This is a genomic window from Agrobacterium sp. BT-220-3 (assembly GCF_025910175.1).
Lineage (GTDB): Bacteria > Pseudomonadota > Alphaproteobacteria > Rhizobiales > Rhizobiaceae > Agrobacterium > Agrobacterium oryzihabitans.
In genome coordinates this window covers 196,403-222,740 of sequence record NZ_JAPAIX010000006.1, presented here as the reverse complement: position 1 = coordinate 222,740, position 26,338 = coordinate 196,403, and the positions used below count along the sequence as shown (strand labels likewise).

The following is a 26,338-nucleotide window of genomic DNA, read 5'->3' as shown; positions in this document are numbered from 1 at the left end:
GGTCGAAGGGTTTATTGCGCGGCCTTGTACTGGCGGTCATAGGCCGATTGCATCATCTTGATGACCTCGTCGTAGCCGAGTGCGGTGAGGCGCTTCTTGTAGGCGTCCCAGCCGGTATCGACGTCCTGCGCGCCGAGAATCCAGGTCTGCTGCATCTCGGTCATGTAGGTGAGGATGCTTGGCCAGTAGCGGTCGAAGGTCGCCTTTTCCTCGGCGTTCAGGGAAACACCCATGAACTCGTCCTTGAGGCAATTGCACTTCTCGTACATGTCGATGCCTTCGAGCGCGATCTTGTTCGTCCACTGGCGTTCATATTCGTAGTCCATCCAGTATCCGCGCGGGATCGCCGCACCGACCGCCCATAGCTGGGCATTGACCGGATCCTTGTTGTCGAGGATTTCCTTCTTGAACTGCGGCTTGCCGTCAACCATCTCGTAGGTCAGGCCCTCGACGCCGAAATTCGACAGGATGCGTCCCTGCTGCGAGAACCAGAAATCGAAATATTTGATGGTTTCGACCGGGTGCTCATTGGTCGCCGAAATGGCCCAGCCGACGGGCTGGACACGCAGGCGGCGGGAATCTTCGAAGCGCTGGCCGGAGACCGTCTTTGGCGGCAGCATCGGCTTCAGCGCGAAGCCGTCGATCTTCGGCGACAGGGCGTCGTTATAGGTCGAGGTACTGGCGAACCAGTCATGCGTCATGCCGCCGAGATTGTTGCCCAAGAGATATTCGCGCGAGCGAGCGCCGCGGGTGAAAATCTCCTTGTCGATCAGGCCTTCCTTGTACCACTTGGCAACATTGGAAATGCCGGTCTTGTAGTTTTCCTCCGCCCAGGGGTGACGCAGCTGTCCGTCATAGACGGCAAAGTCGCCATAACGTTCGGATCCGGACACGCGCGCATCCCACAGATTGATGAGGCGGACGGCATCGATTTCCTCGCGGGCGAAATAGGGAACCTCATCCTTGAGGCCGTTGCCATTCGGGTCCTTGTCGCGGAAGGCTTTGAGAACCTCATAGACTTCTTCCGGCGTTTCCGGCTGCTTGAGGCCAAGCTTGTCGAGCCAGTCCTGACGGATGAACCAGCCGCGCGAGAACTTGCCATCAGGCACATAGGGAATGAAATAAAGCTTGCCGTCCGGTCCGGAGATCGCGTTGCGGATTTCCTTGTGGCTGTCGAAGAAGGCCTTGAGGTTGGGGGCGTTTTCCTCGATCAGCTCATCAAGCGGAATGAACGCGCCTTCCAGCCCGTAGCGAATGAAGTCTTCCTTCAGTCCGCCTGTGGCATCACCGCCGACGATATCGGGAAGGTTGCCAGAGGCGATCAGAAGGTTGAAGGCATCGCGGCTGCTGGTGGTCGCCAGCGACGCCACGTTGCGGACATGGATGTTGGTGATTTCCGCGGCCTTCTGTTCCACCGGCCATTTTTCCGAATAGACGTATTTGTCACGGAAATGGAAATGGATCGTAAGCTCCAGCGGGTCTTCTGTGATCTTGCCCGAATCCTGTGCCAATGCCGGCAAGGCTAGGGTCGCGGCTGTCATCAACGCCAGTAGGGGCGCGCCTTTTCGTAGTGCTCTCACAGGTTCTCCTCCCTTGTGTTGCTACTCTTTCACTCCGCCCAGCAGAATTCCTTTGGTGAAATACTTCTGCGCGTAGGGGTAAATGATGAGGACGGGAATGATGGAAGCGATCATGATCGCTGATGTCACCGTCTCGAACGAATAGTGGGCGGTGAGCAGGCTCGAGGCGAATTCGTCGTTCGAATTCAGATCGACGATCACGCGCTTCAGATAGACCTGAAGCGGGATTTTCTCTTCGCCGCGCAGCAGCACCATGGCCCAGAAATAACCGTTCCAGCGCGAGACGATGCAGAACAGCGCAACGGTGACGATGGCGGGTTTGGAAAGCGGAATGAATACCTTCCACAGTAGCTGCAATTCGCTGGCGCCATCCATCTTGGCGGCTTCTTCGAAGGACTTCGGAACGGCCTCGAAGAAATTGCGCAGCAGAATGACGTTGAAGGCGTTGGCCGCAAAGCCGAGGATGATGCCGAAACGGCTGTCGAGAAGTCCAAGATCGCGCATGTTCAGAAAGAAGGGGATCATGCCGGCGTTGAACCAAAGCGTAAACGCGATGGCGATGTTGAAGAAGGTGCGGCCGCGCAGGCGCTTGCGCGAAAGGGCGTAGGCTCCGGGGATCATGATCAGCAGGCTCATCAGCGTGCCGCCGAAGGTGTAGATGAAGGTGTTGCCATAGGCGACCCAGAACATCCTGTCGGACAATACCCGGTCATAGGCGGCAAGCGTGACGTCGACCGGCCAGAGCGTGACGCGGCCGGCCGTGACGGCAGCGCCCGAGGAGAGCGAGACCGACAGCACGTAAATGAAGGGATAGAGCGTCGACAGGACGAACAGTCCTAGAAGAATGGCGTTTGCCCAGCCGAAAATCTTGTCGCCGCGGGAATAGAGATTGAAGTTAGCCATGTTTCAGCTCCTCACCACAGCGATGTCGACGAGACTTTTCGGCTGATGCGATTGGCCGAATAGACGAGAACGAAAGCGATGACGGCGTTGAACAGTCCGGCGGCCGTGGCCAGGTCATATTGGGTGCCCTGCAGGCCGGTGCGGTAGATGAAGGTGGAAACGACGTCCGCCGTCTCGTAGGTGGATGGGCGATAGAGCAGAATGATATATTCGAACCCGACCTCGACCAGATTGCCGATGCGGATGATCAGCATGATCACGATTGTCGGCAGGATGCAGGGCAGCGTAATGCGCCACATCATCTGCCAGCGCGATGCGCCGTCAACCCGGGCGGATTCGTAAAGCGTCGGGCTCACGCCTGCGATGGCGGCGAGATAGACGATGGATTCGAAGCCTGCCTCTTTCCAGACGGACGAGCCGATGTAAATCGGACGGAACCATTCCGGCTGGGTCAGGAAGTAGATCGGCTCGAATCCAAGGCCTTTCAGCAGGATATTGACGATGCCGATCGATGGCGACAGGAAATTGATGACGATGCCGGCAACGATCACCACCGAGATGAAGTGCGGCAGGTAAACGACCGTCTGCGCCCAGCGGCGGGCAACGCCACTTTGAACCTCGTTGAACATCAGGGCCAGGATGATGGGGACGGGAAAGGCGAAAATCAGGCCAAGGCCACTGATCTTGATGGTGTTCCAGAAGGAGCGCACGAACATGTCATTGTGGAAGAGTTCGACGAAATTCGCAAAACCGACCCAGGGACTTTTTTCGATACCGCGAAAAATCGAGAAATCCTGGAATGCGATGACCAGCCCGTACATGGGTTTGTAGAGGAAGACCGCAAACCAGATGAGCATCGGCGCCAGCAGCAGGTAGAGCTGCCAGTCGCGGCGCACATCTTCCTGGAGATCATCAAGACGTTCCTGAAAACCCTGTTTCATGCCCGCGCTCCGCCTTTGGCTTTCAGCGACCTGCCGGTCGCCGCATCGAAGACGTGGATGCGGGTGGTATCGATGCTAAGCTGGCTGACGCCGTTGAGTGTATGATCGCCATAGAGCGTTTCGGCCTTGGCGATAAATGGCTGGCCATCGGCCGTGCCATGCAGGAGCGCTTCCGCGCCCAGCGGCTCCACGAGGTCGATGCTGCAATTTAATGTTTCACGACCCTCTTCGGTCTCTACCGACATGATTTCCGGTCGCAGGCCGAGTTTGATCGGCTGCCCTTCCGTGGCGTTCTTCGCGAAAGCTTCGGGAATACTGAAGTGCTGGCCGGAACCGCCCGTAAGCTTAACCTTCACGCTGCCATCTCGCTTCTCGATGATCCCATCGAGAAGGTTCATCGGCGGCGAGCCTATGAAGCTTGCGACAAACGTATTTGCCGGTTCGAGGAAGACCTCCATCGGCGAGCCGACCTGTTCGATATGGCCGCCATTCATGATGACGATGCGGTCGGCGAGCGTCATCGCCTCGACCTGATCATGGGTAACGTAGATGCTGGTGGCATGCATCCGCTTGTGGAGAAGCTTTATCTCGGCGCGCATATGGGTGCGCAGCTTGGCGTCGAGGTTCGAGAGCGGTTCATCGAACAGGAAGATTTTCGGCCTGCGCACAATGGCGCGGCCCATGGCGACGCGCTGACGCTGGCCGCCGGAAAGATCAGCCGGCTTGCGGGCCAGATATTCTGTGAGCCCGAGAATCTGGGCAGCTTCCGCAACCGCCTTGTCGATGACGGCTCGTTTCTCGCCCCTGACGCGCAGGCCGAAGGCGATGTTATCGGCCACACTCAGATGCGGGTAAAGCGCATAGTTCTGGAACACCATGGCGACATCGCGGTCTTTCGGAGCGATCTTGTTGACCACCCGGCCGTCCATCGAAACCGTGCCGTCCGAGATGTCTTCCAGACCTGCAAGCATGCGCAGCGTGGTGGATTTTCCGCATCCCGAAGGACCAACGAGGACAACGAATTCCTGCGGCTGTATGGAAAGATTGATACCATGGACGACTTCGAGAGCACCGTAGCGCTTGACGACATCGTTGATTTGAACTGCGGACATGAAAGGCCCCTCCTCAAAAGCCTTGAATGTTCAGTCAGGCGTCTTCGACCCCCGTGAAACGCGCTTCCTCGTGACACGCGTGTTGACCTGCTCGATGAAGGTCCAGATCTTCGGGTTCTTGGAGAGTTCTGCGATTTTGGTTTCGAGGGATCCGAGATGGCGCTGGACGGCCTCGCGTGCGGCCTCGACATCGCCCGACTCGATGGCATTCACGATCGCTTCGTGCTCTTCGATCACCTTTTCGGTGCGTCGCACTGCAAAAACGCGCTTCAGGTGGCGCATCCGGTCCATTTCGCCCTTCGCCTGATTGACGACGCTCCAGGCGCCGGGAAGGCGGGCGGCCGCAAAGATGGTGCGGTGGAACTCTTCGTCCAGCAGGAAGAAGTCCGTGAATTCCTCGTCTTCGGCGGCGGTGCGCTGCTGGGAAATGCAGGTTTTCAGACGGGCGATATCTTCCAGCGAATGCCGCTTGGTCGCCTCGACGACGGCGCCCTCTTCCAGCTTGAACCGGATGAAGCAGGCTTCCATGTAACGCTGCACGTCGATCGGCGAGATGTAAGTGCCACCCTGCGGCACGACGGTCACAAAACCTTCTTCGGAAAGGCGAATGATCGCTTCGCGCACGGGCGTCTTGCTGACATGCAGCAGTGCCGCGATTTCCTTTTCCGACAGCGCCCGCCCCGGAAGCAGCTTCACCTCGACAATCAGTTTGCGAAGCAAGGCATGGATCCGATTGGTCATGTTCCCCTCAGCCGGCAGGTCTTGCGGGGTGACGAGTTCGGACAGCGGCAGCGATGGAAATTCGATGGGGTTAGACATATCAATTACCAAACTGAGATATCAGATGTGATTATGACATATCTGTTGTGTTTTGGTGAGTCAAGTGGCAGTTGCTGCCGATCGGTGCGAACGGGCAATGAGCTCGCCTTAAGCGCTGGAGCAGTGGATGTCTGTGTCGAAGAGCCGGCGCTCTCATGCAGCTTGAGAGGTCTGCAATGCGGGGAGCGTAAGGCTTTAACTTGCAATTGTGAGCCAACTCTCGCCCGAGCAATTTCGGGGCGAGATGCGGCTTTGCAATCAAAAGGGTGGAGGCTCAGGCGCTGTGCTAACGCGATTTATTGCTCGGGCCTTTGGTAACGTGCGACGATCATGCGACAGCGCGCTGCCTATTCGAGCGCAACCATATAGGCCGGCAGCTGCTCCTCGAAGAATTTCGAAAAAGTGGCGATGCGGGGTGGCAGGGCCTGGTAGGGCGGATAATAGAGCGTCAGCCAGAGTTCCGGCGGCGCCCAGCCGCGCAAAATGTGAACGAGCCGGCCGCTGCGGAGATGTTCGGCAATGTGAAATCCCGGCAGCATGGCCACACCCGCACCATCCGCAGCCATATCAGCCAGAACCTCGCCATTATTGGCGCTGAATGCGCGGCCGGCCGCGATGCTGATGCTCGATCCGCCGTCCGAGAGCGCCCAGTTTTCCCGCCGGCTGTCACCGCTATAGGCAAGGCAATCGTCAGGGGTTAGTTCGCCTGGATGTTCCATCTGCGCAAACCGGCTGCCCGGTGCCGCGACCAATATTCGCGGCACGGCCCTGATCTTGCGCCAGATGGTGAATTTGTCGGAGGGGGCGGACGAGATGCGGATCGCGAGATCGTAGTCGTCATCAACGATGTTGACGAGGCCGTCCGAAAGGGAAATCTCGAAGCACATTTTCGGATATAATTCACGGAAGCCGGAGAGGATCGGCGGCAGCACCGTCTTGCCGAGCCATGTCGGCGCACTGATCCTCAGCCGCCCTTCCTCTGCCTTGTGGGCATTGCGGACATCGCGCCGCGCATTTTCGAGCGCCTCAACTGCCGGTTGAATCTGGGCGGCAAAGACGGCGCCGTCCGTCGTCAGCGACACCTGACGCGTGGTGCGGACAAATAGTTGCACACCCAGGTCATCTTCGAGCGCGGCGATGGCCCGGGTAACGGCAGCCGCCGTCATGCCCAGTTCGCGTGCGACCTGCGCGAAGTTGCGCTTTTCGGCCGCCATCAGAAACGTTTTGAGAGCTTTGTGGTCGTTCATTTGATTATTTCAAAATCCGCAATTCATTCGAGAAAAATATTGCAATTCCGCGATGCAATCAAGCGGGTTAAATCTTTGTCCAGCGAAACGGACAACCAGTAGAAAGGCTCCGGCCATGATTAAGGATATCAAGGGTCTGCACCACGTCACGTCCATGGCGTCGGATGCGCGGCAGAACAACAGATTTTTCACCGAAACGCTTGGGCTTCGCCGGGTAAAGAAGACCGTCAACTTCGACGAACCCAGCGTCTATCACCTCTATTACGGTGACGAAAAGGGAACGCCGGGCACGGTGATGACCTATTTTCCCTTCGCTCAAATGATGACCGGCCGTCCAGGCGTCGGCGAAGTGGGCGAGACCCAGTTCTCCATTCCCAAGGGTGCAATTGGCTTCTGGAAAGAGCGTCTCATTGCCAAAGGCGCCACCGGCATTCAGGCCGACACGGTCTTTGGCGCCAATCGCCTGCGCTTCACCGGTCCTGACGGCGATGGCCTTGCACTGATCGAAACAGGCGATGACGCCCGTGAAGGCTGGCTCGCCGAAGGCATTTCCGAAGACAACGCCATACGCGGTTTCACCGGCGCACGCTTCAATCTGCATGATACGGCTGCGACCGAAGAACTCCTGCGTTTCATGGGATATGAGCGGACTGAGGTTGAAGGCAATGTAACGCGTTTCGTCATTCCCGGCGGTAACGGGGCAGATACGATCGATCTTGCGGCCCTGCCGAAGACCCCCTTTGCCCGTCCGGGAGCCGGCTCGGTCCACCATATCGCTTTCGCAGTCGAAAACCGCGAAAAGCAGCTCGAAGTGCGCAAGGCGCTGATGGATACCGGTTATCAGGTCACCCCCGTCATCGACCGCGATTATTTCTGGGCGATCTATTTCCGCACGCCGGGCGGTGTCCTGTTCGAGATCGCAACCAACGAACCCGGCTTCGACCGGGACGAGGATACCGCGCATCTGGGTGAAGCGCTCAAGCTTCCGAACCGCTACGAGCCTTTTCGCAACCAGATCGAGGCGAACCTCGCTCCCCTTGCGGCATAGACTGGGCCGCTGACCCGCATCCACTGACCGAAACAGATTTGCGCTTTTCAAGACGGCTGCCCCTGCCGGGCAGCCGACAGGCGAAGCCTTCTCAATTTCCACCGCCGCAGATCGGCAATCACCACCTGAACGGAGAACTGAAAATGTCCAAGCTCGAAGTCCTTACCCCCGCCAACAGCCAGCTCATCTTCATCGACCAGCAGCCGCAGATGGCTTTCGGTGTGCAGTCGATAGACCGGCAGACACTGAAGAACAATGTCGTCGGCCTCGCAAAGGCGGCAAAGATTTTCAATATCCCGACGACCATCACCACGGTTGAAACGGAAAGCTTTTCTGGCAACACCTTTCCGGAACTGCTCGCGGTCTTCCCGGAAAACGACATTCTCGAGCGCACCTCGATGAATTCCTGGGATGACCAGAATGTTCGCGACGCGCTGGCGAAGAATGCCGCGGCCGGCCGCAAGAAGATCGTCGTCTCCGGCCTCTGGACGGAAGTGTGCAACACCACCTTCGCGCTCTCGGCGCTCCATGATGTCGCGGACTACGAGATCTACATGGTGGCGGACGCCTCCGGCGGCACCTCTGTCGATGCACATAAATATGCCATGGACCGCATGGTGCAGGCCGGCATCATTCCCGTCACCTGGCAGCAGGTTCTGCTTGAATGGCAGCGCGACTGGGCGCGCAAGGAAACCTACGATGCCGTCACCTCGCTCGTGAAGGAACATTCCGGCGCCTACGGCATGGGCATCGACTACGCCGTCACCCATGTCCATGGCGGTGAGGAACGCGTCAAGCATGGCAAGCGCATCGGCCCGAACCCGGCCAACAAATAAGCTTTCAACCGTGCCGTGCCGGCTGGATGACATCCAGTCCGGTGCGGCCTTCATTGATCGAGGAGGTTTCCATGAAAGTCTATCTTCTGTCCCTTGGTGCCGGTCTGCTGGTCGGCATTGTTTACAGCCTGCTCAATGTGCGTTCGCCCGCACCGCCCGTCATTGCTCTGGTCGGCCTGCTCGGCATATTGGTTGGAGAACAGATTATTCCCTTTGCAAGGACGATCATCGGCAAGGAGCCGGCCGTCGTTTCGTGGATCAACCAGATCAAGCCGCATATGTTCGGCCATTTGCCGAAGGGTAGCGGAGAGCGCACAGATCTCGCCAAGGCTGAACGGCCTGCAGACAGGGAGAGAAGCTGATGCCGACGCGACGCACCTTTCTCGGCGCGGCATCGAGCCTCGCCTTCCCCCATCTATTTTCACCCGCTAGTGCGGCTGACCCCATTCAGACAGGAGCCCGTTCTATGTATCCCGATACCATCCTTCACAATGGCCGCCTGACGACACTCGATCGCGCCAACCCGAATGCAACCGCAGTCGCCATCAGGGAAGGCCTGTTCATGGAGGTGGGAACGGACACCGATGTCATGGCGCTCGCCGGACCGGAGACAAAGATCATCGACCTGAAGGGTAAGCGCGTATTGCCGGGCCTGATCGACAACCATACCCACGTCGTTCGCGGCGGCTTGAACTTCAACATGGAACTGCGCTGGGATGGCGTGCGTTCGCTCGCAGATGCCATGGACATGCTGAAACGCCAGGTGGCGATCACACCCGCCCCGCAATGGGTGCGCGTCGTCGGTGGTTTTACCGAGCATCAATTTGTCGAAAAAAGACTGCCGACCATCGAGGAAATCAATGCGGTGGCGCCCGACACGCCGGTCTTCCTGCTGCATCTTTACGACCGGGCGCTGCTGAATGGCGCAGCCCTTCGGGCCGTCGGCTACACAAGGGATACGCCGAACCCACCCGGCGGTGAGATCACTCGCGATGTGAACGGCAATCCCACGGGAATGCTGCTGGCCAAGCCGAATGCTGGCATCCTCTATTCGACGCTCGCCAAGGGGCCGAAGCTGCCCTTCGACTATCAGGTCAATTCCACCCGCCATTTCATGCGTGAGCTGAACCGGCTGGGCGTCACCGGCGTCATCGATGCGGGCGGCGGCTTCCAGAACTACCCTGACGATTACGAGGTGATCCAGAAGCTTTCCGACGAAGGCCAGATGACCGTGCGTCTCGCCTACAACCTCTTCACGCAGAAGCCCAAGCAGGAAAAGGAGGACTTCCTCAACTGGACCTCGTCGGTGAAATACAAACAGGGCAACGACTATTTCCGCCACAATGGCGCAGGCGAAATGCTGGTCTTTTCCGCTGCCGATTTCGAGGATTTCCGTCAGCCGCGACCGGACATGCCACCGGAAATGGAGGGCGAACTCGAAGAGGTTGTCCGGGTTCTGGCGGAAAACCGCTGGCCCTGGCGTCTGCACGCCACCTACGACGAGACGATCTCCCGTGCTCTCGATGTCTTCGAAAAGGTCAACCGGGACATTCCGCTCGAAGGACTGAACTGGTTCTTCGATCATGCCGAGACGATCTCTGAACGGTCAATCGACCGCATCGCGGCTCTGGGCGGCGGCATCGCGACCCAGCACCGCATGGCCTATCAGGGCGAATATTTCGTCGAGCGTTACGGCCAGGGCGTGGCGGAAGCCACGCCGCCGATTGCGAGAATGCTGGAAAAGGGCGTGAACGTTTCGGCCGGTACGGATGCAACGCGCGTCGCCTCCTATAATCCGTGGGTGTCGCTGTTCTGGATGGTGACGGGCAAGACGGTCGGCGGCATGCAGCTTTATCCGCGCGCCAATTGCCTCGACCGCGAGACGGCGCTGCGTATGTGGACCGAAAAAGTTGCCTGGTTCTCGAACGAGGAAGGCAAGAAGGGCCGCATCGAAAAAGGCCAGTTCGCCGATCTCGTGGTGCCGGACAAGGATTATTTCTCCTGCGCGGAGGATGAGATTTCCTTCCTCACCTCTGAACTGACCATGGTGGGCGGCAAGATCGTTTATGGCGCCGGTGACTTCAGGACGCTGGATGAAAGCAATATTCCGCCGGCGATGCCCGACTGGTCGCCTGTGCGAACCTTCGGCGGTTATGCCGCCTGGGGAGAGCCGCAGGGCGCTGGAAAGAACTCGCTCAGACGCGCAGCCATCACATCCTGCGGCTGCGCCAATGATTGCGGCGTTCACGGCCACGACCACGCCGGCGCATGGACGTCGAAATTGCCGATTGCCGATCTGAAGGGCTTCTTCGGAGCGCTGGGCTGCTCCTGCTGGGCAGTCTGAGCCCGGCCAGCGGAAAAATCCACCGGGCAGCGGATCGCCGCTGCCCGGCCTGCTCAAGAATATTGCGGAATACGCAATTATATAGAAACTATTGATGCAATTGTTGGCGATAATCCTTTGCGCCAATATCGCTCCATCAGATGAACGCAGCGCCGCTCGAACCGACCGGCCAGATCGCAGGAGCAAAAAATGACTGAGCCATCTTCAACCCTTCACCCTCGCGGGCTTCTCGCCGATATCGTTGCCGCGCCCGCCACAAAAACCCTAGCGCTTCTGGCGCTCTGCTCGGCCTATATTCAGGGGCCGCTGACCAAGATCTTCGACTTCCCCGGCGCGATTGCCGAGATGAATCATTTTGGCCTTCAGCCGGCGGTCGCATTCGCTATCGTCGTCATCCTGTTCGAGCTTACCGCCTCCGCTCTGGTGGTGTCGGGCTTCCTGCGCTGGGCCGGTGCTCTGGCGCTTGCAGGCTTCACGCTTCTCGCCACCCTCATCGCTCTCCGTTTCTGGGAAATGGCGCCCGGCATGGACCGCATGATGGCCACCAACGCCTTCTTCGAGCATCTTGGCCTTGCCGGCGCCTTCATCATCGTCGCTGCAATCGATCTCACGAAAGGAACAGGCAAATGAATGCCGCAAAACCCTCCGCGAGCAGCTTTGCTCCCCTTGCACAACCGGTTTTCGCGGTCCTCTGGGCGGCGACAGTGCTTGGCAATACCGGCAGCTTCATGCGCGATGTCGCCAGTTCATGGTTGATGACCGATCTTTCGGCCTCGCCAGCGGCCGTCGCCATGGTTCAGGCGGCCGGAACCCTGCCGATCTTTCTTCTGGCGATCCCGGCCGGCGTGCTGACCGATATTCTCGACCGCCGCAAGTTCCTGATCGCCGTGCAGCTTCTGCTGGCCTCGGTCAGCGTCACCCTCATGGTTCTTTCCCATACCGGCCTGTTGTCCGTCAGCGCGCTGATCGGGCTCACCTTCCTCGGCGGTATTGGTGCGGCGCTGATGGGGCCGACCTGGCAGGCCATCGTGCCGGAACTGGTGAAACGTGAGGATATCAAGAGCGCCGTGGCGCTGAACTCGCTGGGCATCAATATCGCCCGCTCCATCGGTCCCGCCGCCGGCGGCATCCTGCTCGCGGCTTTCGGCGCGGCATTCACTTATGGCGCCGATGTCGCAAGCTATTTCGTGGTCATCGCAGCGCTTTTATGGTGGCCAAGGGCGAAGAACGCCAATGATACACTGGCCGAAGGTTTCTTCGGGGCATTCCGGGCGGGCCTTCGTTACACCCGCGCCAGCCGGCCGTTGCATGTCGTCCTGCTGCGGGCCGCGATCTTCTTTGCTTTTGCCAGTGCCGTCTGGGCACTGTTGCCTCTGGTCGCCCGGCAATTACTCGGCGGAGATGCCAGCTTTTATGGCATCCTGCTTGGCGCGGTCGGTGCCGGCGCCATCGGCGGCGCGCTGATCATGCCGAAACTGCGCGCACGTTTTGATGCCGACGCCCTGCTTCTAGGGGCTGCCCTCATCACTGCGCTCGTCATGGCCGGGCTGTCGTTCGCTCCGCCCCAATGGCTGGCCCTCATCATCCTGCTCTTCCTCGGTGGCGCTTGGATCACGGCGCTAACGACGCTGAATGGCACTGCGCAGGCCGTCCTGCCTAACTGGGTCCGCGGCCGTGGCCTTGCGGTCTATCTCACCGTCTTTAACGGCGCGATGACGGCGGGCAGCCTCGGCTGGGGTGCGGTTGGCGAAGCGGCGGGCGTGCCGGGAACCTTGCTGATCGGCGCGGCCGGTCTGTTCGTCGCCGGTCTCGTCATGCATCGCCTGAAGTTGCCCACCGGTGATGCGGATATGGTGCCTTCCAACCATTGGCCGGAGCCGCTCATTGCCGAGCCGGTGGCCCATGACCGCGGCCCGGTTCTGATATTGATCGAATACAATGTCGAAAAACATCACCGCAGCGCATTCCTGCATGCGCTTGACGAACTCTCCCAGGAGCGTCGGCGTGATGGCGCCTATGGGTGGGGTGTGACCGAAGACTCCGCCGATCCGCAGAAGATCGTCGAATGGTTCATGGTCGAATCCTGGGCGGAGCACCTGCGCCAGCACAAGCGGGTCTCCAATGCCGATGCGGATCTCCAGGGCAAGGTACTCGCCTATCACTCGGGGCTGGAAAGACCGGTCGTGCGGCACTTCCTGACAATCAATCGTCCAGGAAAAGCTTGAATTGGAAAAGGGGCCGACAGGCCCCTTTTTATTGTCTGCAGACCCTTCGTTTTCCTGTAAAAGCCGAAGGGCGAAATGCTGCAGCAGAATAATCGTCTTGATATCACGACGTCGCCGCGGTCGATCGAGGAGGCGCGCCCCGCCCCGAGCCGCTTCTTTCTTCGGTGCGAACGAACTTGTCTCACATCCCGATGCATATAACATCCCGGTGGCCGCCGGAACTAAACTCACCACCATGACAACCGCATAAAGAGACCTGCCAGCATGAATAATCAAACCCCCGTCCCGGACCAGGATGCCTGGGAGGCCTGGAGCCCTGCCGAGCTTTTCCGGCGATTGAGCAGTGTATCGCGACCCTGGTGCGTGGTTGGCGGCTGGGCGCTCGATCTCTGGCATGGGAAGAAGACACGCGAGCACGAGGATCTGGAATTCACGATTCTTCGTGCGGATCTGGGCATTTTCCGGCGCGAATTGAACGATGTGGAATTTTATACCGTCAATGACGGCGTGCTCGAACGGTTGGCCGCCGACCGGGAACCGGCGACAGAGATTTTCCAGATATGGTGTTTTGATCGTGCCGCCCTCCGCTGGCGGGTTGATATGATGATCGAGCCGGGAACGGATGAAAGCTGGGTCTATAAGAGGGAGCCGCAGATTAGCCGGCCCCGCACCGAAATGGTCTCGCGGACCGCGGGCGGGATTCCTTACCTCAACCCCGCCGCCGTGCTGCTGTTCAAGGCAAAGCACCGCCGGCCCAAGGACGAGGAAGACTTCGCATACGCCGTGCCGAAATTGCCCGCGGCGGAGCGTCGGTGGCTGCGGGATTGTCTCGAGCGCCTCCACCCGGACCACGAGTGGGCAAAGGCGCTGTAGGCGTCGAATTGCGCCTATTGCGTAATTCGGTCCAGAACGCGGCTCAAAGCCTGCTTCAGCGCGTCCGAACCGCCATTGTCGTTGAAATCGTTCAAGACCTGCTCGTTGAGCCCGCCTTTGGTGGCGAATTCGCGGCTGAGATCGATGAAGTCGGCGTCCCTGCCGGCATTCAGCGCCACTTCGGAGAGGCCGGCGAAGAGAGGTGCAAGATAGGCGCGACCCTTCTCTTCCGGCAGGCCGTTCTCAACAAGCCACTCCGTCGTGTGCTGCATGATGCCGAAATAGGTGGCCATCAACGCGCTTGCGGCGGCGAGAAGGTCGTATTCCGCCTTGGTTTCGCATTCCACCGCATTGCCGAGCACGTTGAAGATCGCCGCCGTGTCCGTATCGGGCGGATATAGGGCAGTGACGCCTTTGCGCCGGGCAACGAAGGGCAGGGGGATCGCCTGCGTTAGGCGCACATCCGCGTCGATCCAGTCGAGAAGGGCCTGCCGGTCTGTCGCGGCAACGACGCTTATGACCTTTTGCCCATCCCGGAATCGCAAGGCGCGGATGACCTCTTCGGCGATCTGCGGACGGATCGCCAGCATGACGGTGTCGCAGCCGTCGATGATAACCTGATTATCGCCGGACACGATCACCTGCGGGAAATCGCTGGCAAGCCTGGCGGAGATATCTGCGCTGCGCTGGGACACCATGACATGCGGCACGGCGGCGGGCTTGCCGAGCAGGCCCCTTACCATGGCATCGGTGATCGCTCCGGTTCCGATAAAACCGATCTTCTGGGGAAGGGACATGCTTGCTCCGCGCGGCGAGGGCCGAAAGTGAGGTCGTTCGTCTGGTTTTCACGCAATGCTAAATTTTCCACCCGGAATTGTCGACAAGGAGACGGCCGATTTCCAGATCGATGCTCTAGTGCCCCGGATGCAGGGCGTCATTGAGATACATGCAGGTCAGCATCGTGAACACATAGGCCTGAATAGCGGCCATCAGAAACTCCAGCGCCGTGATTGCGACCGTCATGAAAAGCGGCGCGATGGCGCCGATCATGCCGAGAGCATTGACGCTCGCCAGCGACACGACAAAACCGGCAAAGACCTTCAGGGTGATGTGACCGGCAAGCATGACGGCGAACAGGCGGACGGAATGGCTGACCGGTCGCGAAATATAGGAGATGATTTCAATCGGCACGATGATGGGCGCGAGAATTGCCGGTATTCCCGCCGGTTTGAACAGGCCGAGAAAACGGATGCCGTGTTTGAAGATGCCATACAGCGTGACGGTGCCGAACACCATCATCGCCAAGCCAAATGTGACGATGATCTGGCTCGTAACCGTGAAAGCGTAAGGAAACATGCCGATCATGTTCGCAAACAGAATGAACATGAAAAGCGAGAAAACGAAGGGGAAGAACCGCATTCCCTGCTCGCCGGCATTGTCACGCAGTGTCTTGGCGACGAACAGGTAAAGCATTTCCGCGCTGGATTGCCACCGGCCGGGCACGAGGCGCGCCCTGCTCGTGGCAAGCAGCAGGAACGAACTCGCCAGGGTGACGGTGAGGAACATGTATGCCGAGGCATTGGTGAAGCTGAGATCGATATCACCGATGGTAATTTCAACGAGAGGTTTGACTTCGAATTGCTCGATAGGGCCGGCCATGGAGGGTCCTTCAGTAAATTGCGGCAATGACAGGGATATGCTGATGCTCCAGGTCGCGGCTGTGCCGGACGCAGGAAGACCGCGTGTGTGGTGGAGCATCAGAAATGAGGAGGGTGTTCGCTATGTCGGTCATCCTGATCCCAAGTTTGAGAATCAGGGCCGTCCCCGGAACGTTTCAAGGCGCGGGTCGTCCCGCGCGAGCGCTTTCTAGCCAAATCGTCGGCGGGTGGCAATGGCTTTCGGGCAAATGCATCGGCGCGGGAAAGTCTGACCGCGTTGTTGGCGACAAGAATGAAGATCACGGCCGCTGAGATCAGCGTTTTCCAGCTTGCAGTGCGCTCGTGTGCACTTCGCATGGCCGTATTCGAAATGTCTCGATAAAGCGTCTGCTGCGTTTTCCACATCATGAATCTCACGATTGTGGGGCCGTCCCCGTGTGGGTTTGCAGAGCGCGGGTCGTCCCGCGATGCCGGACGTTCTCAGGCCGTAAACAAGAGCAGCCCAAAGATTGCAAACAGCATCAGATGCAGCAGCCCCTGCACCGCAGATGTCCGCCGGCCAAGATATGTCAGTGTCGTCAGCGCGATGGTCAGCGCAAAGAGGATGGTTTCCGTGGGCGAAATTCCGAAGATCACCGTTTTGCCGGACAGGAGGCCGACCGTCAGAACCGCCGGCACAGTCAGCCCGACAGTGGAGACAAATGCCCCAAGGCACAGGTTGATTGCCCGTTGCGTCTCGTTTTTCAGCGCAGCCTTCACGGCCGTAATCGATTCCGGTGTGAAGACGATGATCGCGATGAGCACGCCGCCAACCGCAACGGGAGCACCGGCCCGGGCGACGCCAAAATCGATGACGATGGCAAGGTCGTGCGCGAGCAGCACGATTGGCAACATCAACCCGATCAGCATCGCCGAGTGAACGATGTTCTTTTTGCGGGCTCCGCCACCCGCCGCAATATCGGCCTCCGGGGCCGGGCGAGCAATTGGCTCCGCCAGCCGGATCGACATCCGACCCGGCGCGGGCTGCATGAAATGGCTGCGGTAACGGCCCATCTGAAGCACGAGGAAACCGCCGTAGACAATCACGGTTACGACCGAAACCACGACGGCCTGGAGAGCGGTGAACGTGCCATCGCCAGCCGACAGCGTATTCGGAACCAGAAGCGCGACACCGGCCAATACGACCGTCATTGCGATGAAGGAGACGGCACCCGGCGCATTATATTCCTGCTCGCCGTACCGTATCGCGCCCGCAAGCAGGCAGATACCCGTCACGAGGTTGAGGATGATCATCATCACGGCGAATATGGAATCTCTTCCGATCGTCGAGGCCTCGTTTGGCCCGAGCATCACGGCGGCAATCAGGATCACCTCGATTGCAACGATCGAGAGGGTGAGAATGAGCGTTCCGTAGGGTTCGCCCAACTGATGGGCCAGTTCATCGGCCTCTTTCACAACCCCGAAAGCCGCCATCAGAATGGTGGCGAAGAGAACGAGAAAGCAGGATATTGCAACGGTCGGGGTCATATCCGGCGAAAGCCACGACGTCCCGGCGGACTGAAAAACCACGACGACCAGCCAGGCCACGACGAGTTTGGGCCAGGCGCCACGGATAAATGATGGAGATTTTGTATCTGACATTGCAGGCGACCTCATCTGGGGTCGTCCCCGGCAATCTGTCGCATTCGGGTCGTCCCGAACGAAGCTTCGTCAAGCAGTTACGGTTAGCGATATCATGACAGTGTTCTTGAAGGCAATGGTGCTGGAATGCCTGCCTTGAAGATCTGTGTCGCTGATGATAGCACACTTCCGTGCAGGACGACCTGCGCCATCCGGATCAAGAGGGGACGGCCCCGTGTGTAAAGAACACGAGGAGCAAAGCCATGATCCCCTGCAATTACCCTGAGCAGATTTGCCTTTTTTCTCCCGCGCGACCGCATTGAGCGGTGCCGGCGATGTTGAGTTCGGATATCATTTACTGGTCGACCACCTTTGCGCAGGGAATGCTTCTGCTTTCCATGGCGCTCGTCACATATCGCCTGATCAAGGGGCCACGGGCGCAGGATCGCGTCATGGCTGTCGACACGATCTATAATCTGGCAATATTGCAGGCCTTGGTGCTGGCGATCAAAACCGGAAACGCTCTCTATCTCCCCTTTATTCTCATCCTTGCAGTTCTCGGCTTCGTTTCGACAGTCGCGCTCGCAAAGTTTCTGATGCGAGGGGAGGTGATCGAGTGATGAGGCGGTAGACGGTTTCAGCTCAGGATTGACAAGTCGCTGGAAGAATTGGTCAAATTGCCGGCGCGGACAATGTAGCGATGCAAAATCCCTGTCGATTTCGCATCGCTACGCAATGCCAGTTCCTGCTTCAGCTGAACGTCAAATTTCACCGAACCATCGGGCCGCCACCTCCGCGAATTCCGCCTCATCAGGAATGGCCTCCGTGGCCCAGGCGACGATGCCGTCGGGTCGCACGAGGACAGCGCTCAATCCCACCCGGTCTTCGACATCGCCTGCGACATAGGCGATCCGTCCATTCCAGCGATGCGCCAGCGCTTCAAGGGATGCGTCCGCGGCAAAGTTCAAAAGCAGACCGCGTCCTTCCCTCAGAAGTTCTCCGGTCCTCCTCCCGTCTGCCAGTTTGAAATCAGGAATGCTGCGGCCGACAAGCGGATGTTCGCCGCCAAGCTCATAGCGGATGGAAACGCCCCATACGCGTTCGGCGAAGTATGTCGCGCCATCACGGGTCTCGATGAGATCGCGAATGATGGCTGCGAGCGCCCGAGTACTCCGGCTTGGGCGCATAAGTGCGACCTGGGCACGCGACCAGTCAAGGATCTGTGCGCCCAATGGGTGCCGTTCGCTCGTATAGCTGTCCAGCAATCCGTCCGGTGCATCGCCACGGATCGTCGCTGCAAGCTTCCAGCCGAGATTGATCGCATCGCCCAGTCCGAGATTGAGCCCCTGCCCACCAAGCGGAGAGTGGATATGCGCGGCATCGCCCGCCAGCAATACCCGGCCCTTGCGGTATGCGGTGGCCTGATAGGCTCGGTCCGTCCAGGTGGTTGCGAGGTGAAGGCTTGAGACCGTGACGTCGGTGCCGGAAATATGCCGCAGCACGGCCTGCACATGCTCACGCGTGATCGGCTGGGTTCGGTGAAACCGGCCGCCATCAAAATCGACCATCGCGATGGTTCCAAGTTTTTGATAGGTGTACATGCCGGTCGGCGTGTAGTGGCGGCCGGAAGTGAGTTTTTCCGCATCCGCCATGTCGACCTCGACGGAATAGCCCGTGAATTCGGGATCGGTGCCAACGAAATCGAAACCGCCAGCCTTGCGCACGGTGCTGCGGCCGCCATCGCAGCCAACGAGCCACCGTCCACGAAATGTCTTGCCGCCGGCGCGAATGGTCACGGCCTCATCCGACTGCTCGAAGCCCTCGACACCGGCGCCACGCCTGATCTCGGCTCCCATTGCGGTTGCGCGTTTCTCCAGAACGGCTTCGATTTCCTCCATGCTGGAAGCCAGGGTGACGGGTGTCGAATCCGCAAGGCGATAGGCCCATTTCGAAATGTCGATATTTTCGTGGAAGAACTGAATGCCGGCGAAGTGGCCGCCCGGCCGGTGCTGCTGGTGCATCCAGTGTGCGGCCGATTGGCCGGTGCTCGATTGCTCTTTCGCGCGCTGCCGTTCGGTAAGCTCATCCAGCAGGCCGCGCCGGTCAAAGCTTTCGATCGTGGGTGTGGAAAGACCGCGCATGCCGAAGGGAAGTTGCTTTAGCGGCGAGTAAGGGTCCGATGCCTGCTCCAGCACCAGCACCGAGCGGTTTGCGAGACGCAGCTCGCAGGCGAGAAACAGGCCGACCGGACCGGCACCGGCAATGACAACATCGTAAGTCTCTGGGGTATTTGACATGAACTGCTCCTTTGGGTCGTTCGACCGGAGCGGCTCGTCGTTTTTGAGAACCACACGGACGAACAATTTGACGCCTGAACAGCGTCGTTGTTCGTCGTGGGACTCATGCACGGGGCATGGACAGAGCTTTCGTTTCCGAAAGGACTTGGGCTAGACCACACCAAGTCGTGCCTTTTTCGACGCTTTTCTATAGTGCCGCAGCGATCGCCCGGCAAGCCAAATCCGGTTTCCGGCAGTTCGGCAATTGTCATTGCTCACAATGTCGGCCGATGCTCCCGGAAAGCGGCGGCGAGCGTGCGTAGCGCCTCGCGGGATCTGCTGTCGGTCAGGGTCGAGAACATGATGATCTCTGTGGAAGGCAGCGCCGGCAGGCCGAAACGCTGGCTGACCTCGACAGTGCCGGGCGGCGCCAGACGGCAGGAAAAAGCAGAAATGGCGAGACCGGCCGAAACGGCCGCAGTCACCATCGAGGAGGTGCCGCCAAGAAAGACTTCCGTCCAGGCGATGGCGGCGGAGTCGAGCGCGCGGGCGGCGATGTCGCGCACGCCGCAGGCGGGCGAAAGTGCCGCCAGCCGCAGTGGCTCGCCCTGACGATGCTCGAACTGCGGGGCTGCGAACCAGCCGAAATGCTCTGGCCCGAGTACTTCGCCATCCCGCCTGTCATCCTCGCGCCGGATGATCGCGGCGTCGATCTCGCCGCGGTCGAAGGCATCCAGCAGCGTGCGGGAATTGTCCATCCGCACCTCAATCGTCAGTCCGGGATCATGCGCGTTGAGCCGCGCCAGCAGCGTTGGCACTTCCGGGCCGGCAACATGGGCGGAAATGCCAAGGCCAAAGCGTCGGCGCGTGGAAAAAAGCCCGGCCATGGCGCGATCATGCGCGGCGAGGAATTCGCGCGCGGGTGCGAGAAATACGGCGCCCTGCGCAGACAGCCTCACCGAGCGCGGTGTCCGTTCGAGGAGCCGCTGGCCGAGCCGGTCTTCAAGCCGCTTCAGCCTGACACTGATGGCGCCCTGTGTGGTTCCGAGCGTTTCGGCCGCACGGGTGAAGCTCTGCAGATCGGCGATGGTTACGAAAGCCTGGACGGCATCCACATCCAGCGTGGTCATGGCAATGATCCAAATTTGTTGTCTCTGAAATAGCCAATCATCCAATTCAGTTATGGTCAAGCTTTCACTAGTTTGCCTTCGACATTGCAACATATCGACTGCAGCGAGCGCACCCCGTCATGCCCGGATTTACCGCCGCGGTCTGAACCACGAAAGGCTGAAGAAGTGACCCTTGCCGTTACCGCCCCAACCGCCAGCAGAAGCGCGCTTGCGCTTGCTGCCGTCTGTCTTTCCGCGCTGATGTTCGGACTGGAAATCTCCAGCGTGCCGGCAATCCTGCCGACGCTCGAACAGGTTCTGCATGCGGATTTCCGGCAGCTTCAGTGGATCATGAACGCCTATACGATCGGCGTGACGATGGTGCTGATGGCAACCGGCGCGCTGGCCGACCGTTTCGGCCGCAAACGGGTCTTCATCGGAAGCATCGTCGCTTTCTCGCTTTCCTCACTCGCCTGCGGAATGACGGAAAGTGTGGCGGTGCTGATTGGCGCGCGCTTTCTTCAGGGCTTAAGCGGCGGGGCGATGCTGGTGTGCCAGATCGCCATCCTGTCCCATCAATTCCGCACGGCGCGCGAGCGCGGCATGGCGTTTGGCTGGTGGGGCATTGTTTCCGGCGTGGGGCTGGGCTTCGGCCCGATCATCGGCGGCGCCATTGTTGCCCTGTGGAGCTGGGAATGGGTCTTTCTCGTTCACGTGGCGCTCGGCATCGTCACATTGCTGCTTGCCATGGCCGGTGTGAAGGAATCGCACGACCCGGAGGCGACACGCCTTGATCTTGCGGGCATTGCGACGCTCTCTGCTGCCGTGTTCTGCCTCGCCTTTTTCATCACCCAAGGACCGGAACTCGGATTTGCCAGCCCAGAGGCACTTTTGATCCTTGGTGTTGCGGCTGCGAGTTTCATCGCCTTTGTCATCGCCGAAAAGCTCACGCCAAGGCCGATGTTCGATTTCTCCGTGTTTCGCATCCGGCCCTTTTCCGGCGCGATCATCGGCTCAGCGGCGATGAACATCAGTTTCTGGCCGTTCATGATCTATCTGCCGATCTGGTTTCAGGCAGGGCTAGGGTATGACAGTGTCACCGCCGGTCTCGGTCTGCTTGCCTATACGCTGCCCGCACTGGTCGTGCCACCATTGGCAGAACGCCTGTCGTTGCGTTATCAACCCCGCCTTGTCGTCCCGGCCGGGCTGTTCACCATCGGTCTCGGTTTCATGCTGATGAAGCTCGGCAGCGATGCCGCAAATGCGAGCTGGCTGACCATGCTGCCCGGCTGCATCCTGTCCGGTGTCGGGCTTGGCCTTACCAACACGCCGGTGACCAACACGACCACGGGTGCGGTCCCGGCCGCCCGTTCCGGCATGGCCTCCGGCATCGACATGAGCGCCAGAATGATCTCGCTTGCCATCAACATCCCGATCATGGGTTTTATTCTGGTCGAGGGCGTCTGGTCTTCGCTTCAGGCGAATTTGCCGTCCGGCATGGATGCTTACGACCTGCGTTCGCTCGCGGAGAAGATTGCGGCGGGAACAGCGGGATCGTCGGCAGAACATGTTTCGGATGCGCTCGTCCATCAGGCGCTGGCCGACGGTTTCGGTCTGGTCATGCTCTATGCAGGCATCAGTGTCTGGCTGCTCGCCGCTCTCAGCTTTGTGGTCTTCGGCCCGGCGCGAAAGCCTGTCCACGTTTAGGGGGCGTTGATCGGGCACGATACGTCAGGCGTTTTCAAAACCTGCAATTCTGCTTCGGACCCGGCGCCCAGACTATTGTGGGAATATGATATCGCACACACCCGTTCCGGTTCCTTTTGGACCTCACGGGTGTGTGCAGGCTGTGGAGGCCTTATTTCACCTGGGCGACGACCAGCTTGCCGTCGGCACGTTCGGCGACGAACTCGATGTTTGCGCCTTCCTTGAGCTTGGCGAGCAGGGCGTCGTCCTTGACGCGGAACACCATCGTCATGGCCGGCATGTCGAGGTTCTTCAGTTCCTCATGGATGATGGTGACTTTCTTGGCGGCGGCGTCGAGCTTCTTCACCGTGCCCTTGGTGAATTCCTGTGCGAATGCGCCGAAGGGAGCGGCAAGCAGGAACGCTGCTGCAACGGAGATTTTAACGATTGTCTTCATGGTCAGATTCCTCTGGTGAATGGGTTACTTTGCCGAAACTTTGAGATCGCCGCGCATGCCGGCCTCGTAATGCCCGGGCTTCAGGCAGGCGAATTCGAACATGCCGTCATTGGTGAACTTCCAGATGATTTCGCCGCTTTCGCCCGGTGCGAGGCTGATCGCGTTGGGATTGTCGTGTTCCATCTCCGGGGCCTTTTCCATGGCGGCCTTGTGCTCCAGATTGGCGCTCTGTTCATCGAGAATGAATTCATGATCGAGCTCGCCGACATTCTTCACGGCAAAACGCACGGTCTTGCCCTTCTTGAATTCGAACTTGGCGGGGGTGAACAGCATCTTGCCGTCAGGTGTTTCCTTCATCGTCACCTGTATGGTCTGCGTTACCTTGGATTTGTCGCCGGGTTCGCCGATCGCCATCGCTTCATGGCCGCCGCCGTGGGTGCCGGAGGCGAAGGCGGGCGTGGCAAGGGCGGTGAGAAGCAGTGCAAGTTTCAGTCTGGTCATTGCATGGTTTCCTTGGTTTTGTGGGGGGTGGTGGTCTGCACGATCAGCCGTGTTTCATCGGTTTCGGCGTGATCTGTGTTTTGGGATCATTGGTCTTTTCGGTCGCCGGCACGTCGCCGGTCCATTCCCAGGCCTGGGTTCCGGGCGGGTTTTCGTACCAGCCGGGATCTGAGTAATCGCTGGCGGAGATGCCTTCGCGGACCTTCACCACGGAGAACATGCCGCCCATCTCGATTGGGCCGTGCGGACCCCAGCCGGTCATCATGGGAACGGTGTTCTCAGGGATTTCCATTTCCATGGCGCCCATATCGGCCATGCCGGCGGTACCCATCGGCATATATTCCGGCCGGACCTTGCGGATCTTTTCGGTGACGGTTTTCTTGTCGACGCCGATGAAGGTCGGGACGTCATGCCCCATGGCGTTCATCGTATGATGCGACTTGTGGCAATGGATCGCCCAGTCGCCGACATATTTGGCGTCGAATTCATAGGCCCGCATCGCGCCGACGGGGATGTCGATGCTCACTTCCGGCCACCGCGCCTCGGGCCTCACCCAGCCGCCATCGGTGCAGGTCACCTCAAAATCGTAGCCATGCATGTGGATCGGATGGTTTGTCATGGTCAGGTTGCCGACGCGCACGCGCACCCGGTCGTCCTTGGAAACCACCAGCGGATCGATGCCCGGAAACACCCGGCTGTTCCATGACCACAGATTGAAATCCGTCATCGTCATGATTTTCGGCACATAGGAGCCGGGGTTGATGTCATAGGCGTTGATCAGGAACACGAAGTCGCGATCAACCGGCATGAATGTCGGATCCTTCGGATGGATGACGAAGAAGCCCATCATGCCCATCGCCATCTGGACCATTTCGTCCGAATGCGGGTGGTACATGAAGGTACCCGATTTCACGAGATCGAACTCGTAAACGAAGGTCTTGCCGACGGGGATATGCGGCTGCGACAGGCCGCCGACGCCATCCATGCCCGATGGCAGGATCATGCCGTGCCAGTGGATCGTCGTATGTTCCGGCAGCTTGTTGGTCACGAAAATGCGCACCCGGTCGCCTTCGACGGCCTCGATGGTCGGACCGGGCGACTGGCCGTTATAGCCCCAGAGGCGGGCGGTCATGCCCTCCGCCATTTCGCGTTCCACCGGCTCGGCGACAAGGTGGAATTCCTTGACGCCATTGTTCATCCGGAAGGGCAGGGTCCAGCCATTGAGGGTGACGACCGGGTTGTAATCGGGACCGGTGGTTGGCTTGACCGGCGCCTGGGTTGCTGCCGTTTCCATCACGGCCGCTTCCGGCAGGCTGCTATTCGATGTCTTTGCCCAGGCCGCCGTGGAGACCATTGCGGCGCCGACACCCAGAAAGTTTCTTCTATTGAACATGGCCGTTTCCTTTCTCAATGTCCGCCACCGCCGCCACCAGCGGCGGCAACTTCTGTTTCTGCCCCTGCCGTAGCCGCGCCACCGCCATAGATGGCGGGAGCGAGGTCGGCTTCCGCGAGCCAGAAGTCGCGTTTGGCATTGATGGCGAGCAGGTTCGAGTTGACCTTTTCGCGGCTGTCGGCGAGCAGTTCGAAGGTGTTGGTGAGCATGCCGTTATAGGTGAGCAGCGACTCTTCCTCGATCTTCGTTCGCAGCGGCACCACGCTGTTGCGATAGTGCCGGGCGATATCGTAGTTCGAGCGATAGGCCTGATAGGCCGAGCGGGCTTCGGAGCGGACATTGACCGCCTTTTCCGCCAGCAGGTTTGCTGCGCGCATATAGGCAAGTTCGGATTCCCGCATTCTCGCCCGGCCGGAATCGAAGATCGGAATGACGAATTCCAGTTCCGCATTGCCCGTCGTCTGCTTGTTTATGGCGTCCTCATCGCGCTCGCGTTCGGTTTCAAAACCGGAACGAAGCTCGAGATCGGTGACATATCGGGTGGCTTCGGTGAGCTTGAACGACCGGGCGGTCGATTCCAGATCGAGTTTGGCCATCTGCAGATCGACGCGGCGTTGCAGCGCCTCGGCTTCGATCATGTCGCGTTTGGCCAGATCCTTCGGAAGTTGCGGCAGGCGGTTGGGGATGCTGTATTCGATGTCTCCTCCCCACAGTCCCATCAGCCTTGTCAGTTCCTCCTTCGCAAGGCGGGCCTCAAGCCGCGCCTTGGCGATCTGGCCTGTCAGCTCGGCATAAAAGACCTGTTCGCGGGCCTGGCCTTCCTTGTTGAGCGAGCCCGCCTCACCAAGCTTCTTGGCAAGTTCCGAGGCGGCATCCGCCGCAGCCTGCGCCTGAGCCAGCTGGCCAACATTTTCCCAGGCCGCAACGGCGGTGATCCAGGCGCGACGGGTATCTGCCGCAAGCTGCAGCGTCTTCAGCGCGGCGGCGAGCTGCGCCTTGCGGAAGCCGGTATCAGCAATTTCGACATTCTGTTTGAGGGTGGCCAGCGCCAGAATATTGGTGACGATCACACCCTCGATCGCCTTATAGGCTCTTAGCCCCGGCGTGCCGATGCCCGTCAGCCCGATGCCTACCCTCGGATTGACCAGCATGGTCGACTGCCAGGCGGTCGCGGCCGATTCGCCGAGATCCGTATAGGCCGCCTGAAGGCCTTTATTGTTGAGCAGTGCGACCTGAACCGCCGTCTCGACATCGATGGTTTTCGCTGACATCAGCGATTTGACGCGGGTTGCGGTTGCCTGCGCCTCGGCCCGGTTCTGTATCCAGACCGTCTGCTTACCGGTCGCTTCGGATGTTTTGGCCGAGACGGTGGTGAAGCCCGCATTCTTCGAGGTGTACTCGGCGGCCGTGACGCAGCCGCCGAGAATGACGGGGAAGGAAAGGGCGGCCGCGAGTTTGAATATACGTATTGTCATGATGCGTCTCCTTTCGGAGCCTGCGCATCGTTCTGGTTACGCCAGGGCTTCGGATCCGCCGGGGCGCGGTGGGTATAACCCGTGACCGGCGTTTGATAACGGATGGGTGCGACGCCGAGCGACGGGTTCGCCGCGTCTTCATACGAGGCAGCCTCGTTCATTGACGATGTGGCCGTGCAGCCGCCCAGAAGCAGGGGCGCTGCCACCACGATGTAAATAGGATTCATGGTAATGT

26 protein-coding genes are annotated in these 26,338 nt (G+C 59.5%); 9 read left to right on the top strand and 17 right to left on the bottom strand.

Annotated features, from left to right (window positions below; genetic code table 11):
• Window positions 1–11: 11 nt before the first annotated feature.
• The 6 genes from OK142_RS17345 to OK142_RS17320 form a co-directional block, all read right to left on the bottom strand.
• Window positions 12–1,541 (bottom strand): extracellular solute-binding protein, encoded by a 1,530-nt coding sequence (locus OK142_RS17345; protein ID WP_498684157.1) that lies wholly within the window; start codon window positions 1,539–1,541, stop codon window positions 12–14.
• A gap of 60 nt (window positions 1,542–1,601) precedes the next feature.
• Entirely contained in the window at window positions 1,602–2,483 is an 882-nt protein-coding gene (locus tag OK142_RS17340) for a carbohydrate ABC transporter permease (protein WP_035223884.1), read from the bottom strand.
• Between the two features lie 11 nt (window positions 2,484–2,494).
• The gene (locus OK142_RS17335; protein WP_498684155.1) at window positions 2,495–3,424 is read right to left on the bottom strand and encodes an ABC transporter permease; all 930 of its coding nucleotides are present in this window, start codon (window positions 3,422–3,424) and stop codon (window positions 2,495–2,497) included.
• Complete coding sequence (locus tag OK142_RS17330; protein ID WP_498684154.1) at window positions 3,421–4,536, bottom strand: ABC transporter ATP-binding protein; 1,116 nt, start codon at window positions 4,534–4,536, stop codon at window positions 3,421–3,423. The genes OK142_RS17335 and OK142_RS17330 overlap by 4 nt, the downstream gene beginning before the upstream one ends.
• 30 nt (window positions 4,537–4,566) lie before the next feature.
• Entirely contained in the window at window positions 4,567–5,355 is a 789-nt protein-coding gene (locus OK142_RS17325; protein ID WP_313607624.1) for a GntR family transcriptional regulator, read from the bottom strand.
• A gap of 347 nt (window positions 5,356–5,702) precedes the next feature.
• Window positions 5,703–6,602: a LysR family transcriptional regulator gene (locus OK142_RS17320; RefSeq protein ID WP_498684151.1), complete on the bottom strand. Its 900-nt coding sequence runs from the start codon at window positions 6,600–6,602 to the stop codon at window positions 5,703–5,705.
• A 115-nt stretch (window positions 6,603–6,717) separates the two neighbouring features.
• On the opposite strand from OK142_RS17320, the gene OK142_RS17315 reads away from it, so the two are divergent.
• The 7 genes from OK142_RS17315 (at window position 6,718) to OK142_RS17285 (ending at window position 13,928) form a co-directional block, all read left to right on the top strand.
• Window positions 6,718–7,650, top strand: a complete 933-nt coding sequence (locus OK142_RS17315) for a VOC family protein (protein WP_082185162.1) — start codon at window positions 6,718–6,720, stop codon at window positions 7,648–7,650.
• 143 nt (window positions 7,651–7,793) lie between these two features.
• The gene (locus OK142_RS17310; RefSeq protein WP_035242974.1) at window positions 7,794–8,486 is read left to right on the top strand and encodes a hydrolase; all 693 of its coding nucleotides are present in this window, start codon (window positions 7,794–7,796) and stop codon (window positions 8,484–8,486) included.
• Window positions 8,487–8,557: 71 nt separating this feature from the next.
• Window positions 8,558–8,848 (top strand): XapX domain-containing protein, encoded by a 291-nt coding sequence (locus OK142_RS17305; protein WP_313607622.1) that lies wholly within the window; start codon window positions 8,558–8,560, stop codon window positions 8,846–8,848.
• Window positions 8,848–10,830 carry an amidohydrolase gene (locus tag OK142_RS17300; protein ID WP_498684147.1) on the top strand — a complete coding sequence of 661 codons (1,983 nt, stop codon included), beginning with the start codon at window positions 8,848–8,850 and terminating at the stop codon, window positions 10,828–10,830. Before OK142_RS17305 ends, OK142_RS17300 begins: the two co-directional genes overlap by 1 nt.
• Window positions 10,831–11,019: 189 nt before the next feature.
• On the top strand, window positions 11,020–11,460 hold the full coding sequence (locus OK142_RS17295) for a DoxX family protein (RefSeq protein WP_137039353.1): 441 nt from the start codon (window positions 11,020–11,022) through the stop codon (window positions 11,458–11,460).
• Entirely contained in the window at window positions 11,457–13,055 is a 1,599-nt protein-coding gene (locus OK142_RS17290; protein WP_498684145.1) for an MFS transporter, read from the top strand. The genes OK142_RS17295 and OK142_RS17290 overlap by 4 nt, the downstream gene beginning before the upstream one ends.
• Window positions 13,056–13,319: 264 nt before the next feature.
• The gene (locus OK142_RS17285; protein WP_498684143.1) at window positions 13,320–13,928 is read left to right on the top strand and encodes a nucleotidyltransferase domain-containing protein; all 609 of its coding nucleotides are present in this window, start codon (window positions 13,320–13,322) and stop codon (window positions 13,926–13,928) included.
• 14 nt (window positions 13,929–13,942) lie between these two features.
• On the opposite strand, the gene OK142_RS17280 is transcribed toward OK142_RS17285, so the two are convergent.
• From OK142_RS17280 to OK142_RS17265, 4 genes are all read right to left on the bottom strand, one after another.
• The gene (locus OK142_RS17280) at window positions 13,943–14,725 is read right to left on the bottom strand and encodes a pyrroline-5-carboxylate reductase (RefSeq protein ID WP_498684141.1); all 783 of its coding nucleotides are present in this window, start codon (window positions 14,723–14,725) and stop codon (window positions 13,943–13,945) included.
• A 115-nt stretch (window positions 14,726–14,840) separates the two neighbouring features.
• Complete coding sequence (locus OK142_RS17275; protein WP_082185155.1) at window positions 14,841–15,587, bottom strand: F0F1 ATP synthase subunit A; 747 nt, start codon at window positions 15,585–15,587, stop codon at window positions 14,841–14,843.
• A 98-nt stretch (window positions 15,588–15,685) separates the two neighbouring features.
• Window positions 15,686–15,994: a hypothetical protein gene (locus tag OK142_RS17270; RefSeq protein ID WP_137039357.1), complete on the bottom strand. Its 309-nt coding sequence runs from the start codon at window positions 15,992–15,994 to the stop codon at window positions 15,686–15,688.
• 72 nt (window positions 15,995–16,066) lie between these two features.
• Window positions 16,067–17,227: a calcium:cation antiporter gene (locus OK142_RS17265; protein WP_498684139.1), complete on the bottom strand. Its 1,161-nt coding sequence runs from the start codon at window positions 17,225–17,227 to the stop codon at window positions 16,067–16,069.
• Window positions 17,228–17,544: 317 nt separating this feature from the next.
• Between OK142_RS17265 and OK142_RS17260 the strand changes: the two genes are divergently transcribed.
• The gene (locus tag OK142_RS17260) at window positions 17,545–17,826 is read left to right on the top strand and encodes a K+/H+ antiporter subunit F (protein WP_318283701.1); all 282 of its coding nucleotides are present in this window, start codon (window positions 17,545–17,547) and stop codon (window positions 17,824–17,826) included.
• 141 nt (window positions 17,827–17,967) lie between these two features.
• Here the strand turns inward: OK142_RS17260 and OK142_RS17255 are convergent, their stop codons facing one another.
• Together OK142_RS17255 and OK142_RS17250 are read right to left on the bottom strand one after the other, a co-directional pair.
• Window positions 17,968–19,503, bottom strand: a complete 1,536-nt coding sequence (locus tag OK142_RS17255; RefSeq protein ID WP_498684138.1) for an FAD-dependent monooxygenase — start codon at window positions 19,501–19,503, stop codon at window positions 17,968–17,970.
• A 254-nt stretch (window positions 19,504–19,757) separates the two neighbouring features.
• Window positions 19,758–20,612 carry a LysR family transcriptional regulator gene (locus OK142_RS17250; RefSeq protein ID WP_003498218.1) on the bottom strand — a complete coding sequence of 285 codons (855 nt, stop codon included), beginning with the start codon at window positions 20,610–20,612 and terminating at the stop codon, window positions 19,758–19,760.
• A 165-nt stretch (window positions 20,613–20,777) separates the two neighbouring features.
• Here OK142_RS17250 and OK142_RS17245 point away from each other — a divergent pair, with 165 nt between their 5' ends.
• The gene (locus OK142_RS17245; protein ID WP_498684135.1) at window positions 20,778–22,298 is read left to right on the top strand and encodes an MFS transporter; all 1,521 of its coding nucleotides are present in this window, start codon (window positions 20,778–20,780) and stop codon (window positions 22,296–22,298) included.
• Between the two features lie 151 nt (window positions 22,299–22,449).
• Here the strand turns inward: OK142_RS17245 and OK142_RS17240 are convergent, their stop codons facing one another.
• Genes OK142_RS17240 through OK142_RS17220 form a run of 5 tightly spaced genes read right to left on the bottom strand, consistent with a single transcriptional unit; the run spans window position 22,450 to window position 26,330 of the window.
• Window positions 22,450–22,734 (bottom strand): copper-binding protein, encoded by a 285-nt coding sequence (locus OK142_RS17240; protein WP_313607615.1) that lies wholly within the window; start codon window positions 22,732–22,734, stop codon window positions 22,450–22,452.
• Window positions 22,735–22,758: 24 nt separating this feature from the next.
• Window positions 22,759–23,235: a cupredoxin domain-containing protein gene (locus OK142_RS17235; RefSeq protein ID WP_003498221.1), complete on the bottom strand. Its 477-nt coding sequence runs from the start codon at window positions 23,233–23,235 to the stop codon at window positions 22,759–22,761.
• 43 nt (window positions 23,236–23,278) lie between these two features.
• On the bottom strand, window positions 23,279–24,628 hold the full coding sequence (locus OK142_RS17230; RefSeq protein WP_082185149.1) for a multicopper oxidase family protein: 1,350 nt from the start codon (window positions 24,626–24,628) through the stop codon (window positions 23,279–23,281).
• 14 nt (window positions 24,629–24,642) lie between these two features.
• Window positions 24,643–26,103, bottom strand: a complete 1,461-nt coding sequence (locus OK142_RS17225) for a TolC family protein (protein WP_498684131.1) — start codon at window positions 26,101–26,103, stop codon at window positions 24,643–24,645.
• Window positions 26,100–26,330 carry a hypothetical protein gene (locus tag OK142_RS17220; protein ID WP_035242983.1) on the bottom strand — a complete coding sequence of 77 codons (231 nt, stop codon included), beginning with the start codon at window positions 26,328–26,330 and terminating at the stop codon, window positions 26,100–26,102. Before OK142_RS17220 ends, OK142_RS17225 begins: the two co-directional genes overlap by 4 nt.
• Window positions 26,331–26,338: the final 8 nt, after the last annotated feature.